General features: G+C 43.5%; 11 protein-coding genes. 8 read left to right on the top strand and 3 right to left on the bottom strand.

Going from position 1 to position 15,150, the window contains the following annotated elements:
• Nucleotides 1-366: 366 nt before the first annotated feature.
• On the top strand, nt 367-1,209 hold the full coding sequence (locus J5X92_RS16220) for a mechanosensitive ion channel domain-containing protein (RefSeq protein WP_013782912.1): 843 nt from the start codon (nt 367-369) through the stop codon (nt 1,207-1,209).
• Between the two features lie 79 nt (nt 1,210-1,288).
• Here J5X92_RS16220 and J5X92_RS16215 read toward each other — a convergent pair whose 3' ends face one another.
• On the bottom strand, nt 1,289-2,083 hold the full coding sequence (locus J5X92_RS16215; protein ID WP_013782913.1) for a M48 family metallopeptidase: 795 nt from the start codon (nt 2,081-2,083) through the stop codon (nt 1,289-1,291).
• A 323-nt stretch (nt 2,084-2,406) separates the two neighbouring features.
• On the opposite strand from J5X92_RS16215, the gene J5X92_RS16210 reads away from it, so the two are divergent.
• The 4 genes from J5X92_RS16210 (at nt 2,407) to prsR (ending at nt 9,273) form a co-directional block, all read left to right on the top strand.
• A complete protein-coding gene (locus J5X92_RS16210) occupies nt 2,407-4,218 on the top strand; it encodes a choice-of-anchor I family protein (RefSeq protein WP_013782914.1) in 1,812 nt (603 codons plus the stop codon).
• A 352-nt stretch (nt 4,219-4,570) separates the two neighbouring features.
• Nucleotides 4,571-5,695, top strand: a complete 1,125-nt coding sequence (locus J5X92_RS16205; RefSeq protein ID WP_208806120.1) for a beta-ketoacyl-ACP synthase III — start codon at nt 4,571-4,573, stop codon at nt 5,693-5,695.
• A gap of 126 nt (nt 5,696-5,821) precedes the next feature.
• Nucleotides 5,822-7,849: an XrtA/PEP-CTERM system histidine kinase PrsK gene (gene prsK / locus J5X92_RS16200; RefSeq protein WP_208806119.1), complete on the top strand. Its 2,028-nt coding sequence runs from the start codon at nt 5,822-5,824 to the stop codon at nt 7,847-7,849.
• 62 nt (nt 7,850-7,911) lie between these two features.
• Nucleotides 7,912-9,273: a PEP-CTERM-box response regulator transcription factor gene (gene prsR, locus J5X92_RS16195; RefSeq protein WP_013782917.1), complete on the top strand. Its 1,362-nt coding sequence runs from the start codon at nt 7,912-7,914 to the stop codon at nt 9,271-9,273.
• 237 nt (nt 9,274-9,510) lie between these two features.
• Here prsR and J5X92_RS16190 read toward each other — a convergent pair whose 3' ends face one another.
• Together J5X92_RS16190 and J5X92_RS16185 are read right to left on the bottom strand one after the other, a co-directional pair.
• Nucleotides 9,511-9,831, bottom strand: coding sequence for a hypothetical protein (locus J5X92_RS16190; protein ID WP_013782918.1), 321 nt, complete (start codon nt 9,829-9,831; stop codon nt 9,511-9,513).
• Nucleotides 9,832-9,842: 11 nt separating this feature from the next.
• The gene (locus J5X92_RS16185; protein ID WP_208806118.1) at nt 9,843-11,984 is read right to left on the bottom strand and encodes a GGDEF domain-containing protein; all 2,142 of its coding nucleotides are present in this window, start codon (nt 11,982-11,984) and stop codon (nt 9,843-9,845) included.
• A gap of 491 nt (nt 11,985-12,475) precedes the next feature.
• Here J5X92_RS16185 and J5X92_RS16180 point away from each other — a divergent pair, with 491 nt between their 5' ends.
• From J5X92_RS16180 to J5X92_RS16170, 3 genes are all read left to right on the top strand, one after another.
• Nucleotides 12,476-13,216 (top strand): glutathione peroxidase, encoded by a 741-nt coding sequence (locus J5X92_RS16180; RefSeq protein WP_208806117.1) that lies wholly within the window; start codon nt 12,476-12,478, stop codon nt 13,214-13,216.
• A gap of 181 nt (nt 13,217-13,397) precedes the next feature.
• Nucleotides 13,398-14,477 (top strand): alpha/beta fold hydrolase, encoded by a 1,080-nt coding sequence (locus J5X92_RS16175; protein ID WP_013782921.1) that lies wholly within the window; start codon nt 13,398-13,400, stop codon nt 14,475-14,477.
• A 51-nt stretch (nt 14,478-14,528) separates the two neighbouring features.
• The gene (locus J5X92_RS16170; RefSeq protein ID WP_126873790.1) at nt 14,529-15,080 is read left to right on the top strand and encodes a hypothetical protein; all 552 of its coding nucleotides are present in this window, start codon (nt 14,529-14,531) and stop codon (nt 15,078-15,080) included.
• Nucleotides 15,081-15,150 lie beyond the last annotated feature (70 nt).

Below are 15,150 nucleotides of genomic sequence, written 5' to 3'. Positions count from 1 at the left end.
CTAAAAACTCTACACCAATTAGATGGAAAAATCATCAATTCTCGTAAAGTTTTCGATAGTCCGTTATGGCTGATTCGCTATTCGGTGCTACTAACTAACTTGACGAGCCATTGAGATTAGATTGCTTAAATGACACCCTAATGACGAATTTACGACAATAAGTTTAAACAGCTCGAAAACAATTCTGAAGAAATAATTAGCAGGAAAAAAGTCGACTTTAGGATAATATTTATTGCCTGTAGGCCACGTGAATATTAGACTTTGGGCCAAAAATGGCTATTTGTGCATCAAAGTCGTTGGCGTAGTTCTAAAAGCCTGCTACTTTGAATCGGCTTACACTACGATTGATAAAACAAGGACAAAATTATGGAAGAAAATTTATCATTATTCTCATCGAGTGATGTTGAACGCTACATTAACGATTATGCAATCCCATGGGGCATTAATATTGCCATGGCGATTGTTATCTACGTTATTGGTCGAATCGTTGTAGGGTTCATCCTATCTTTATTCCGCCGTTTAATGGCAAAATCAAAGTACGATGCAATGTTGGTGGACTTCTTAGAAGCCATTATTAGCGCTATTTTGATGTTGTTCGTTATTGTGGCGTCGCTAAACCAACTTGGTGTCGATACCACCTCGCTTGTTGCAATATTAGGTGCTGCCGGTTTAGCTATTGGTTTGTCACTGCAAGACTCACTGAAAAACTTTGCTGCTGGCGTAATGCTTCTTGTATTTAAGCCTTTCAAATCAGGCGATTTCGTTGAAGCTGCTGGAACTGCGGGTACAATCAATAAGATTGGCATTTTCACTACTACAATGGCTACACCAGATAACAAAGAAATTATTGTTCCTAATGGTGGCATTTACAGCAATAACATTACTAACTATTCAGCGAAAGAAACACGTCGTGTTGATATGGTTGTTGGTATTGGTTATGACGCAGACTTGCGCAAAGCGAAAGAAATCCTTAATGAAATGGTTCGTGCCGATGAGCGTATCCTCAGCGAGCCAGCACCTACTGTTGCCGTTTCTGAATTGGCTGATAGCAGCGTTAACTTCGTGGTTCGTCCATGGTGTAAAGCGTCTGACTTCTGGGGCGTTAAGTTTGACTTCACTGAGCAAGTTAAACTTCGCTTCGACCAAGAAGGTATTTCAATTCCGTTCCCACAAATGGATGTACACCTTCACAAAAACGACAGCGAATAAGATTTTATTCCCTGATACAAAAACGCCACATTAATGTGGCGTTTTTTTTGCTCTATTTTACGTTAGCGACGTTGAATAACTAGCCACAGTTAGGTCTATACGCCGATGCCTGGTAATCAGTGTACGCAGCGTTCATGTTTGCTTGCAAGTTGCTAATCCGTGTTTGCGGGGCAGGGTGAGTAGAAAGTAACTCTAAGGGGCGTTCGCCATTACTTGCCGCATCCATGTTCTGCCATAAGTTTACGGATTGGCGAGGGTCAAAGCCTGACATAGCCATTAATTGAAGGCCAATAACATCGGCTTCAGACTCATGGGTACGGCTAAACGGTAGTTGAACCCCAACTTGTAACCCTAAACCAATGGCTGCCATGATAGGAGCCGTTTGAGAAACTTCGTTCATCGCCAAAGCTGCACCTGCTGCTTGGGTGCCCATATTGATAAGCGTTGATTGAGACATACGCTCATTACCATGTTCTGCAATTACATGACCCACTTCATGGCCGATGACTGCCGCAAGCTGGTGTTGGTTTTCAGCTACATTTAATAACCCTGTATAAACACCAATTTTCCCCCCAGGCAAAGCAAAGGCATTAACCTGCTCATCGTCAAATACCACAACTTCCCATGTACCATCGAACACACTATTAGGGACCTTCGCGGTGATCGCATTGGCGACGCATTCAACATAGCTATTTTGAACAGCTTTGTTTGAGATTTTAAGTTCTTCTTTCATTCCGCTAAATGCTTGGTCGCCCATTTCTTCCAGTTGGGATTCAGAATATAAGAGTACCTGATTACGACCTGTGGGCGATGTAGCACACGCTGTCACTGCAAGGGCTACTGCGGCGATTGATGCGGTAAACCTCAATTTCATATTTTAATCCTTGTTGTCGCGAAATAGAGAAATATTAGTGAGTTACGACTCTTATTGTTTGTTACGTACAGTGCGTAAGAGCAGACCAATATTAGCTTCTATTAATACTACAAATTGGGGTGTTATTCATTTGTAAATTTACCCTTTTGCCAAATTAATATTTGTGTCATACACTGGCTCTAGCTTATATACAGATGTAATTAAAAATAATAGCTAAATCTACATTGTATGCCATCGGTTCGTTCCCGTACTGAAAGCGAGAATTAAACAGCCTAGTTGGCAAGCTGAGGTTTGGCGTAACAACATGATAAAAAGGAAATTAAATGTCTGCGCAGTCAAAATTCAAATACGGCGTCTTAGCGCTTCTTATCTCAGCGGCTCTTACCGGCTGTGGTCTAGATGGCGATGATGGTGCACAAGGTGAAACAGGTGCTCAAGGCCCTCAGGGCGAGCAAGGTGAAGCGGGGTCAGATGGCGCCGACGGTGTTGACGGTAGCGATGCATCTTTAGGTGTTTCTCTTGACGTTGTTGCCCGCGCTTTTTTGGGTAACCTAACGTCGGCAGAAATCGTGCAATATCATGCTGACACCCAAACTATTTATGCCACCAACGGTGAAACCAATGCCATCGCAGTTATTGCCGCTGATACAGTAAGTACTACTGCTATGAGCGACCCAATCAATACGACCAACCTTACAGTGAGTGATATTACGCTACCTGCTGATATTGACGGCGTAACGTTAGGAAGCCTCACTAGTATTGCTATTAGTGGCGACCTAATGGCTGTTGCAGTGCCTGCTGATGTGAAAACAGATAACGGCTACGTACTTTTCTATAATGGGTTAGACACTTCTGCACCAGTATTTTTAGATTCAGTCGTTGTTGGCGCCCTGCCTGACATGGTGACTTTTACGCCAGATGGCGGAAAAGTATTAGTAGCCAATGAAGGGGAGCCTTCGGATGATTACACGATTGACCCAGAAGGTTCTATCTCGGTAATTAATATTCTTGCAAGTGGTGAGCCTGAAGAAACAGCGTCCTCAGTGAGCTTCACGGGCTTTAACGGCAGTCAAGACGACTTGGTTGCACAGGGAATGATGTTCCCTAACCCAAGTGGCCGTACGATTAAAGGTGTAGATATTGCTACCACTGTGGCTCAAGATTTAGAACCAGAATATATTACGGCGACTAACGATGTAGCGTACGTCAGCCTGCAAGAAAACAACGGTTTAGCCATTCTTGATCTTGAAGAACTAACCGTAGAAATTATTGGCTTGGGTGTAAAAAGTTGGGCTGACTTGAATATTGATATTCAAGAAGATGGCAGCGTAAGTTTTGGTCAGTATGACGGCCTTTACGGTGTATATCAGCCCGATACTATTGCCAATTACTCTTGGAAAGATGCCACTTTTATCGTGACAGCGAATGAAGGTGACGCACGTGAATATTTCTTTGACTCTGCTGATGAAGCAACTTGCCTAAGTGAAGGCGGACTAGAGTTTGATGAAGACGATGGTTGTTTAGCTTTCATTGACGAAGTTAAAGTTGAAGACTTAACGGCAGAAGCGAATTCTGAACTTGCTGACTTACAAGCCAATGGCGAAGCTGATGATTTACGTGTTACTAATGCAATGGGTGATGCGGATGGTAACGGTGAATATGATGCAGCTTATGCGTATGGCTCACGTTCGTTTACCATTTGGGATCAAAACGGCTTGGCGGTTTATGATTCAGGTGATGATTTTGAGCGTATTACCGCGTCAGTTCACGGTGCATCGTTTAACAACGGTGATGATGCAAACGAAGGTGACTCACGTTCTGAGAATAAAGGTCCAGAGCCTGAAGCATTAACCGTAGGTGTTATCGGTGATAGAACCTACGCGTTTGTTGGAACTGAACGTATGGGCGGCATATTCGTCTACGATGTAACTAACCCTTACGATGTTCAATTTGCTGATTACATTATCAATCGCGATTTAACAGAAGGCCTAGAGGCGACTGACGTCATAGGCGACTTGGCGCCAGAGAGTTTGGTATTTGTAAGTGCAGATGATAGTGCAAGCGGCGTTCCTTTGTTACTTGTAGGTAATGAAGTTAGTGGCACCGTAACGGTATGGCAAATTACACAAAACTAAGTGAAACACGCTAAGTAGACATTACTGAGCAAAGGTTGCTAAGCAAAAACACTCGCTAGAAAACCATAATGAAACGGCGCCTTTGGCGCCGTTTTTTTTATTAAAACCAAAATAGTGTGCATCTTGTGCCTAGGGTAAATCGTTGAGCGGTGATTACATACGGGGTGGATTGAGTTAAGCTATAACTATACGTATTAACATTGAAACGATAAGTGCAGCGCGTTAGCGCTCAAATTGTCAGAGTACAGATTGTGGTTGCCTGCTAACAGTCTGTAGGATTTCACTTATCTTATTTCTCCGTTATGTCATGGCCGAAGGGCTTAAACAGAATTAATAGAAAAAGAGAATGCAGATGTCTCAACAGATCGTTGTTAGCGGTGTGGGTGTTTGGCACCCTGAAAGCAGTATTACAAATCAGGAACTGGTAGATAGTTATAATGCGTATGTTGATTCGTATAACGAAGCGCATAAAGCGGAAATAGAAGCCCAACAGGTTACTGCAAAACCTTATTCAAGTGCTGAGTTCATTGAAAAAGCGTCAGGTATTAAAAGCAGATATATTTACCAAAAAGAAGGTGCGCTCGATATCTCGCGCATGAAGCCAAAAATTGAGGCTCGTGAAGATGAAGCGCTATCCCACCAAGCGGAAATAGCAGTAGAAGCAGCCAAATTGGCGTTGGCTTCTGCAAACAAAACCGCCCAAGACGTTGATGCCGTTATTGTATCTTGTGCCTATACCCAACGTGCTTACCCAGCTATTGCGATTGAAGTGCAAGAAGCGTTAGGCATTGGAGGTTTTGGTTTCGACATGTTAGTGGCGTGCTCTGCCGCCACATTCGGTATGCATCGCGCGTACGAAATGCTAAGTGCCGGTAATGCTAAGTGTGTATTAGTTATTAACCCTGAATTAGTGTCACCGCAAATTAACTATACCGACAGAGACAGCCATTTCATTTTTGGTGACGTAGCCACAGCCACGGTACTAGAAACAGCTGAAACCGTGAATAGTGAGCACAGCTACGATGTTATGAGTACAAACGCGGTAACTAAGTACTCCAATAATATTCGCTCAAACTTCGGTTATATAACGCGAACAGAAGATGTAGACCCATATGGTGCAGACAAACTCTTTCATCAAGCAGGTCGCAAAGTGTTTAAAGAAGTCTGCCCTATGGCAGCAAGCCACATAGAAAGTCATTTAGATAGACATCAACTAACGGCAACTGATGTAAGACGTTGGTGGTTGCATCAAGCGAATATCAACATGAATACGCTGATCATTAAGCGTTTGTTGGGGCGTGATGCTAACGCTGATGAAGCACCTATTGTATTAGACGAATATGCTAATACGGCGTCAGCAGGGTCGGTTATTGCTTTTGGCTTGAACCATGAAGACTTAGTGGCCGGTGATGTTGGTGTGTTGTGCTCCTTTGGAGCAGGCTATTCAATTGGGTCATTGTTACTTAAAAAACGATAGGCATTAGCCTGAGCTGGCAGTAACCTAGTTTGCTGTCAGCACCACCTGCTAACAACAGAACTTTAAAAACAAAACCTTAAAAATAGAACCTTAAAAAAATAAAAAGCTGGGTGAGAATAAATAGGGATGATTTCAGATATAGGCTATGCCCTTAACAGTTTGGCTTACTTACTGTTAATGCTATTACTTTTTGCAGTACGAAAGCCTGGGTTAGCCAACCACTTGCTGGTATTAGCTACAGCTACGACGCTGTTCTGGTCTACTAGCATGATAACGGCACTGTTTGGTCCCATCAGCCTTTCCTGGTTGCTCACTATTGATGCGCTCAGGCAAGTGGCATGGTTGCTCTTTTTAGCTGGATGCCTGAAAAATAATTTCACCAACCTGTTCGATGTTCTGCGCCGCCCAACAACGCTTTTTATACTACTTCCCGGCTGCATAGCCTTGGTGCTGCCCCACGTCTTGTGGATTGATGCCTCGTGGCGTTATCTGATGCTGATTATTCTGGCCCTTGAAGTGCTTATCTTATTGGAAGTTATTTACCGTCAAGCGGATGCCGATCAATGGGCATATAAGCCTTTAATTTTATATCTTGGCGCTACCCACCTTTTTGATTTTGTTACTTACGCCAATGCCACCATGGTGAATCAGGTTGAGGTTAATTATATTGCGGCTCGTGGCTATATCTATTTCCTGCTTATTCCATTTTTAGTTATTGCCATTCGACGTATAAAGCACTGGGGCGTTGATATATTCATTTCCAGGGATGTAGTACTACACAGCTCTTTATTATTGGTTGCAGGCGCTTACCTTTTCATTATGGCCATTATTGGCTACGCCATCAGCTACGTAGGTGGAAACTGGGGCGCCATGGTGCAAACTATCTTGGTAGTTTTGTCGCTTGCCCTACTCGTTACCGTATTTTTGTCGAACTCCTTTAGAACCAAGTGTAAGGTCTTTATTACCAAGCACTTTTTTGCCAATCAGTTTGACTACCGCGTAGAGTGGATAAAACTAACCAAAACACTGTCTAGCTCAATGGACGCCCCTAATACCGTTCACGAAAGTGCGCTTCGCGGCATACTTGAAGCCATCGAATATGACTCTGGCAAATTGTATAAACGGGTAAATAACGACTTCGAGCAGTTGGCACAAGTTAATCCATTACCAGACACCCATGATGACTTAACTATCATTCGTACGCTAACAGAGTATTGTGCGTCTAATACCTGGTTAATTGATGTACATGAATACCAAGCCAAGCCATTTCATTACAAAGGGCTGCAAATCGACAGAGATATTTTAAAAGACTGGGGTTATCAGCTTTACTTGCCGTTTTACAAAAATGATGAAATTTGGGGCTTTGCTGTGCTTTCGGCTGGGGATAAAGAACGACTGAGTTTAAATTGGGAAGTGAGAGATTATCTCAATGCTATCACCGAGCAGGTGAGTATGTTTGTGTTCCATCATGAAGCTTCAAAGCTGGTGGCTGAAAATGCGCAGTTTGCTGCGTTCAATAGAATGTCTGCGTTTGTTGTGCATGATTTAAAGAATGTGATGGCACAAGTCGATTTGATCTTGGCCAACGCGCAGCAGCATAAACACAACCCCGAGTTTATTGAAGACACATTTGAAACATTGGAACATACCAAAGCGCGTATGGATAAAATGTTAAAGCAATTAACGGATAAAAAGATTAATGATGATGGGGCTCACACTTCGTGCTCGTTATCGCATATTATTAATGATGTAGTGGCAAACCGATGCATGGGGCTTCTTCCCGCCCCTAAAGTGCACTGCAGCAGCGAAGAGCCGGTATTAATTGATAAAGAAAAAGTCGCCAATGTTTTCTATCACCTAATAAGTAATGCGCAACAAGCAACCGAAGATAGCGGCGAAATAGATATTGTACTAACGCATGACATCCAAAACCGTGTTCAATATGTAATGATAGAGGACACAGGAACCGGGATGGATCAAGACTTCATCGATACTCGCTTGTTTACACCTTTCGATACCACGAAAGGTAACGCAGGAATGGGGATTGGTGCGTACGATGCGAAAACGTACATTGAATCTATTGGTGGGAAAATAAGCGTTCAAAGTGAACCAGGGAAAGGGAGTTGTTTTACGCTAGCATTTACGCTGAATTGAGCAAAGTGAGCGATGACAACCAACCTATGTTGATATGGACGAAGTAACACAGGAACAGACTGATGACAGATACCGTTTTAGTGGTAGATGACGATTTAGGTATTCAGAAACAATTAAAGTGGAGCTTAACCGACTACGACGTTGTTTTTGCTGACGATCATACCTCGGCAATTGCGCAACTGCGCCGTTACGAACCTAAAGTCGTGACACTAGATTTAGGGCTGCCACCCGACCCAGCAAATGCGTCGGAAGGCTTGAGAATTCTACAAGATATTATTTCCTTAGCGCCTAGAACCAAGGTCATTGTTGTCACCGGTAACAACGAAAAAGAGAATGCACTTAAAGCTATCAACTTCGGTGCCTACGACTTTTACCAAAAACCCATAGATTCTGACACCATAAAGCTACTCGTGTATCGCGCGCTTAATTTGGCGAAATTAGAGTTAGAAAACAGCATTTTATCCAAAGTGCGCACAGGTATGAGCCGTATCATTGGTAACAGTGAGTCTATTCAAACGGTAGTGCGTAAAGCTGAAAAAATAGCGAATACCGATGTGAGTACGTTACTGCTAGGTGAAAGTGGAACGGGTAAAGAGGTGTTTGCTCGCAGCATCCATGAACACAGCCCTCGTAAAGATAAACCGTTTGTTGCCATTAACTGTGCATCTATTCCTGAAAATCTTTTGGAAAGTGAGCTTTTCGGTTACGAGAAAGGCGCATTTACTGGCGCCAATAAAACGACCCTAGGTAAAATTGAAACCGCCCAAGGTGGCACGCTATTTCTAGATGAAATTGGCGATATGCCTATCGGACTGCAAGCCAAAATGCTACGTTTTTTACAAGAACGTGTTATTGAGCGAGTGGGGGGCCGTGCCGAAATTCCTGTGGATATTAGGGTTATTTGTGCGACCCACAGAGATTTGCAAACCATGGTGGCAGAAGAGCGTTTTAGGGAAGATTTATATTACCGTGTTGGTGAAATTCCCATTATGATCCCGCCGTTGCGAGATAGAGATCAAGATATTATCTTGCTTGCCCGTACCTTCCTTAATATTTATCGTGAAGAGTTTAATGCCAAGGCAAAGAGCTTTTCTGAATCTGCGATTAATTCCATGCTGGCTCACAAATGGCCTGGGAATATTCGTGAAATGCAAAATAAGCTGAAATCGGCAGTGATCATGGCCGAGGGTACAGTCATACAGCCTGATGACTTAGGTTTGTTCGCGGTAGATGGTAGTGGAGAGTCTGAAACCTTGAATCTTCGCGAGGTACGAGAGGTTGCTGAAAGTAAGGCAATTCGTAGGGCGTATCATCAAGCGGATAAAAATATGTCTAAAACCGCTGAATTGCTAGGTGTTACGCGCCCAACCTTGTACTCACTTATTGATAAATACCACTTGGATGACTTAAAAAGTTCGGCGTGAGACTCATCGAAAAGGCGTAGTTTGATGCTACGCTCTTGCCTATCGCACCCTTAGGTGCGATAGGCTTCATAAAGCCACTATTTAGGTATAACCTGTTACTACGACAAGCTTGGTCGAGCGCGCTAGTCTTATAGCGGATTCGTTGGGACAGCTTCACTGTGACAACTTCACTGCGACAACTCACAATGTCTCAAAACCCATGCTGCGTCTCCAGAGGTACTCAAACAGTGGCTCTGCTCAGGGAATATGGTATTGGCTGTGATGTTTAGCTAATAAATCATGCCCGTAAAAGGCGACATGCAACCCAATATTGCCCTGATCATCTTCGGTAAAAATTGGCGTCGAGCATTCATTACAGAAAAACTGTTTGCTGTTTGGCGATAGCTGTAGCTCACCTAGCATCGATGGCGCACAATCTATCACTAGATGCTCACGTGCACCGGCGATGGTGAGGTTAAGCGTTTCGCTGCAGGATAATGTTTCTACGTCCAACTCATCTTCGCTAATATCAGACAACTCAAATTGCACGGCCTGACACTGGCAACTACCTTTATACATAATGTACGCTCCTACTCATCGGGCCAATTTATGCTCGACAGCGTGTTAAATGATGTAGAAATGTATGACTGCTTAAAATGAAATTTTTTATCGAGAGGGGTGTCTTGCACATCGCCAATCAGGGCTTTATTGGTATCGATAACCCCAATCCACCCATTGCGGCCAGACATTTTGGTGGCATATAAACAATAATCTACCACTGAAAAGGTGCTCTTCCAGCTTTCTTCGAAGGACACATGTTCAACAGGGGGAAGAATACTAAAGCCGATACTGCAGGTAACACGAAGCGAGCGAGTATCGTCGATATGAAACACGTTATCATTTACTGCGGCGCGGCATCGTTCGGCCAGTTGGGGAAGGTCATCTCGCATAGAGTGACGGCATATTACCAAGAACTCTTCGCCGCCCCAGCGAATAAGTAAATCCGTTTGCCTGAAAACTTCTCGAAGGACGTCGGCGAACTGACTCAGTACTTTATCGCCCGCTAAATGGCCATGCTCATCATTAATACGTTTAAAATGGTCGATGTCTATTAAGAAGCAAAGCAGGTCTTGGTTGCGTTCATTGTGACCTTCTTGATGTTTGTTCGCATGAGCACTGCGCTTAAGTTCACCTGGCAATTGGGATTCAAGGTAGTGCCGGTTATACAAGCCTGTCAGGGAATCATGCAGACTCACTTGCTCAAGGGTTTTATAGGCTGTTTGTAGCTCAGAATTTTTTTGTTCAAGCTCTTTTGTTCGCTGCTTAACTTCACGGCGAAGCCTGATGGTTTGTTGGCGCTGAGTGTATCTGCTCCAAATGAGAAAAAGCGTTAATAACCCTGCAATTAAGGTACTCCAAAACAATGTCGTGCGCAGATTAGTTTGCTCGGCTTCAGCTAATGCCAGTTGTTTGGTTTTCTGTAATACCTGAATAGACTGTGCTTGACGCTCGATTTCTATTTCGGCTTGAAGTTGCGCAATAGCGACCTCGCTACCTGAGCTCAGCACCTCTTCTCGTATATTTTGCAATACCGACTGAATATCTAATGCGCGCTTAAATTCCCCCTTTGCTGCTAGGGCTTTCACTTGAATCGATAAGAAGTTCAGCTGGCTGCGTAAATCTCCGCGCCGTCTTGCTTCAATAGTGCCATTTTTAGCGTACGCTAGCGCATCGTCAAACTGTTGCAATGACATCATTGCATTGGCTAATGCTAGGCGGGCTTGTTGCAGCAACTTTTGCTGGCCTGTAGATTTAGCCACCGCGAGTGATTCCTCTAGCAACATCAAGCCTTGCTCTGTGTCACCGGTTTTTACCAGCGCTTCACCTAACCATGCCTGAGTAGTAGAAATTTCACTTGCCTCCCCATTCTCTTTTAATAGGGTTAGTGCGTGTGTAAGTGCTTCTGACGCTTCTTCAATATCGCCTTTAAGTAACAGCAAAGCGCCAATCTTACCCAGTATTTGAGCTGTTAGCGGCTTATCATTACTTGTTTTCGCTATTTGTAATGCGTCTTGATAATACGTGTTGGCCTCAGAAAACTGATTTAATGTGACATATATATCACCAATGGTGGCTAGACCTTGGCCGGTACTTTTATCGTCATGTTGTACCCGAAACAAACCCAATGCTTTTTTTAATGTGTAGAGTGCCGCTTGTACTTGGCCTTGTTCTTTTTGGACAAGACCAATTTCCATTTGAATGGTCGCATTTAACGGGAGGAACCCTTGTGTTTGCGCAATAGATTGTGCACGTCGCAGGTAGCCAATAGATTGCTCATAGTTCCCTAGAAAGCGTTGCGCGGTACCAAGATGGTGTAAGGTTTTTGCCATATCAATAAGTTGGCCGTGGCGGGTGAAGCCATCTAACGCAACGTACAGTGCATCGTTTGCAACGTTGAAACGAGATGCACTTTGTAATAATACTCCAACCTCAAAGAATGTACTGGCCGACAATGTACTTACCGACAATACGCCGCTTTGGTGAGCTTGTTCAATAGCAAGTAGGGTTTGACGCTCGGCTTCTTCGAAAGCACCGCTTTGAACGAATTCTTGAACAGTTTGAGTAAGGGCATTAGAAACTGCTTTTGTAGGCGAAGAAAAGCCCACTAAAGCGAAAAGTAGCGAAACGGTGACAATGCTGGTGGCAAAACGCCGAGCCGACTGTCTGGGCATTATAGAAGCTTCCTTACGACTACGCATTTATTGCCCTCCCTTTAATAAAGAAGAAGGACTGAAAATTTATGAGTAAAACTGAAGTGCTGATATCGTTATAAGCAGTCAATTTCTATCACTACTATTATGGCGAACAACCCGAAGAAATAACGTATCAGGCATTAGACTAAAGTATAAATTTGGCACGCAGAGTACCTGTTCTAATCAGAATTTACACATTAAATAAAACTGTTATGCTTTTTTGAGTTCGGCTTGCCGGAAGCGTAAGGCTGAATCATTCCCTGACAGGTTGAAACTTTTGTCTAACATAAAATAAGAATATAGTGAGATGCACAATATTGAAAAGCTTAATGTGTCTTAATAAGCATTAATATTAGTCGTTACGCATGCTAATTCATACCTTTACTCGGATTAGATGAACCGAGGCTGTTCTTTTTTCTTAGATTTCTCTATGCTAGCAACTTCATTTATTTGCGCGTAGCGAGAACACTATGACAGAAAGTCGTTTTATATCAAAAGAAGGTCAGCAAGTACCTTCCGTATCTATTCCTGTTCGCGATGGCGAAACGTGGGCAACTAAAACCACTGAAGAATTGTTTAGCAACAAAACAGTGGTGGTTTTTTCACTTCCCGGCGCGTTTACGCCTACATGTTCTTCTACGCACTTACCTCGCTACAATGCACTCGCCAAAGTTTTTAAACAGCATGGCGTAGATGACATATTGTGCATATCAGTCAACGATACGTTTGTAATGAATGCATGGGCAGCCGATCAAGAAGCAGAAAATGTTACTGTTATACCGGATGGAAATGGGGATTTTACTGACGGAATGGGTATGTTGGTAGACAAAGCCGATTTAGGTTTTGGAAAGCGTAGCTGGCGCTATTCTATGTTGGTTAAAAACGGCACTGTAGAGAAAATGTTCATTGAACCAGACGTGCCTGGCGACCCGTTTGAGGTTTCTGATGCCGACACTATGCTTGCTTATATAGCCCCAGGCGCTGAGAAACAAGCGCCGGTATCACTATTCACTAAGCCTAACTGCCCATTTTGTACAAAAGCGAAAGCGTTGTTAACCGACAAGGGTTACGACTTTGAAGAGATTGTACTAGGGAAAGATGCCTCGTTAACTAGCCTTAACGCAATGACTGGCCGTGACACCGTACCTCAAGTATTCATTGGCGGTAAGCATATTGGCGGGTCAGACGACTTAGCATTGTATTTTAGCTAAATACAAGTAACGACGGTAACAAAGCGCTTACTAACACAACATGTGCTAAAACAGGGCTTGTTGAGCTGAAATTTGTTAAAACAGCATACCGTCACAGTGTAACTGTAATAGCGTAAGGTCATTATTTAATGGCCTTATTTTGTTATAATTGGCTAATTGTAATGCCTTCTGGAGAATATACGTGCATTCAAAGTTTGCTCTCGCAAAATTATCTATACTTCCTGTTGCAGTAGTGTGCTTTGCATTGATAGGCACATTAATAGGAACATTTTTCGCTAGTTCTGCAGCAGCCAGCACTCTTGAAACACAAGACGCATTAACGCGATTTGCTGATTTTTATAAGCAAGAGTGGGGTGAAACGCAGCGATGTAAATCTTCTAAACTGCATCGCTACACGGTATGTGGCAACGTACTTCGCAACGAAGGTAATGCTCCCTTCGTGCTGCATCACGATACCCCTTCAAAGAAAGTGGCCGTGCTAGTCCACGGACTTAGTGATTCACCTTTCTTTATGCGAGAAATTAGCAATATTTTATTCAACGAAGGCTACGACGTTATTGTTCCACTGTTACCTGGGCATGGGTTGCGAGATGATGAGGGGGCAATGAGTGACAGCGATTTAGCCGAGCGTTGGCAAGCACATGTTGATGAGGTTATCGCGTTAGCTGATGACATGGGCGACACCCTGATTGTTGGAGGGTTTTCTACTGGTGGCGCATTAGCGGTCGATCAGTACCTAGACACAAATGAAAACATAGATGGGCTTATGTTGTTTTCTGGTGCATTGGCACTTTCTGAAAATGCCGAGAGTATGTCTAGAATTTGGGGTATTAAGTGGGTGGCGAAAATTGTGGATGGTAGTTATATCACGCACGGTCCGAACCCTTTTAAATACCCAAATGTTGCAGGCTTTGCGGGGTTAGAGTTGATGGATATTATTGAAAAAATTCGCGACGACTTCGAAGACGGCAAGCGTATTGAAGTGCCTCTTTTTGCTGCGCACTCTCAAGCTGATGCCACCACGCCTATTCACGGTGTAGAAAATCTAATGGAAAATAGCGCAGGGCCAAATACGTTTTTTGTTATCGATGCATCTTATGCGTTGTGCCACGCCGACCTTGTGGTGAACACGTCAATGTTACACGATATGAAGTTCAATAAAGTCATGGTAAATGAAAACGAAGAATGTGCAGTACCAAAAGCAAATCCTTTATTTTCAACCATGACAATGATGCTGAAAACCTATGCGCAACAATTCTAGCGTTTTACAGCTCTAACAAATGCGATTAAGCTTTAAGGCATGATAGCTAAATTGAAAAAGCAGCGACGTGGCTACGTCGTCATATTGATAATGGTTATTTCCTTGGTGACTAAATTGTCGCCGGGAATGGCTATGCCAAACACTATGCCAATGGCTACCTCAAAGGCCGCGACAACGCCTGCGGACGTGATGTCTAATGAAGCAAATTCTGAGTACAATTCATCAGAAGCAAGTCGCGCCAATAAAAAAATGCATGCTGGTGCTAGTGGGTGCCATTCAGCTATTTACGCTTCTACAAGCGAAGTAATCACGCCTTCAAGCGCTCAATCTACTGCAAAAAATGCTCACGCCATTCATAGTGGCTCAAGTGCTCCCCGCGAAGCTATGAAATCTAGTATGCACGGTGACACATCTGAGTCGTGCTGCGACGTCCAGTGTCAATGCCCTACAGGTGTATGTGCCACTGTTTATGCCGTCATAAATAACGAACTCTCGGTAGCAGTTATTGCGCCCACTCCGTTGGTGGTTTTTGTTAACCACCAAACTCCTTACACTATACCCAACACCCAATTTCGCCCCCCAAAATTCACTTTCGCAGGATAGTTGTATCTGGCGGGAGCGTATAGCACCCATGGTTTTCTTTTTATTCCCTTAGTACAAAGGGAAATTGATG

The organism is Alteromonas sp. K632G, from assembly GCF_017653625.1.
Taxonomy (GTDB): domain Bacteria; phylum Pseudomonadota; class Gammaproteobacteria; order Enterobacterales; family Alteromonadaceae; genus Alteromonas; species Alteromonas naphthalenivorans.
Note: the sequence above shows the minus strand (reverse complement) of the source record. Positions and strands in the feature narration are given on the sequence as shown.

Coding starts and splice junctions, on each gene's coding strand:
- J5X92_RS16185 (WP_208806118.1), bottom strand. CDS start 11,984: ATGCCCAGACAGTCGGCTCGGCGTTTTGCCACCAGCATTGTCACCGTT.
- J5X92_RS16190 (WP_013782918.1), bottom strand. CDS start 9,831: ATGTATAAAGGTAGTTGCCAGTGTCAGGCCGTGCAATTTGAGTTGTCT.
- prsR (WP_013782917.1), top strand. CDS start 7,912: ATGACAGATACCGTTTTAGTGGTAGATGACGATTTAGGTATTCAGAAA.
- J5X92_RS16215 (WP_013782913.1), bottom strand. CDS start 2,083: ATGAAATTGAGGTTTACCGCATCAATCGCCGCAGTAGCCCTTGCAGTG.
- J5X92_RS16205 (WP_208806120.1), top strand. CDS start 4,571: ATGTCTCAACAGATCGTTGTTAGCGGTGTGGGTGTTTGGCACCCTGAA.
- J5X92_RS16220 (WP_013782912.1), top strand. CDS start 367: ATGGAAGAAAATTTATCATTATTCTCATCGAGTGATGTTGAACGCTAC.
- J5X92_RS16210 (WP_013782914.1), top strand. CDS start 2,407: ATGTCTGCGCAGTCAAAATTCAAATACGGCGTCTTAGCGCTTCTTATC.
- J5X92_RS16180 (WP_208806117.1), top strand. CDS start 12,476: ATGACAGAAAGTCGTTTTATATCAAAAGAAGGTCAGCAAGTACCTTCC.
- prsK (WP_208806119.1), top strand. CDS start 5,822: ATGATTTCAGATATAGGCTATGCCCTTAACAGTTTGGCTTACTTACTG.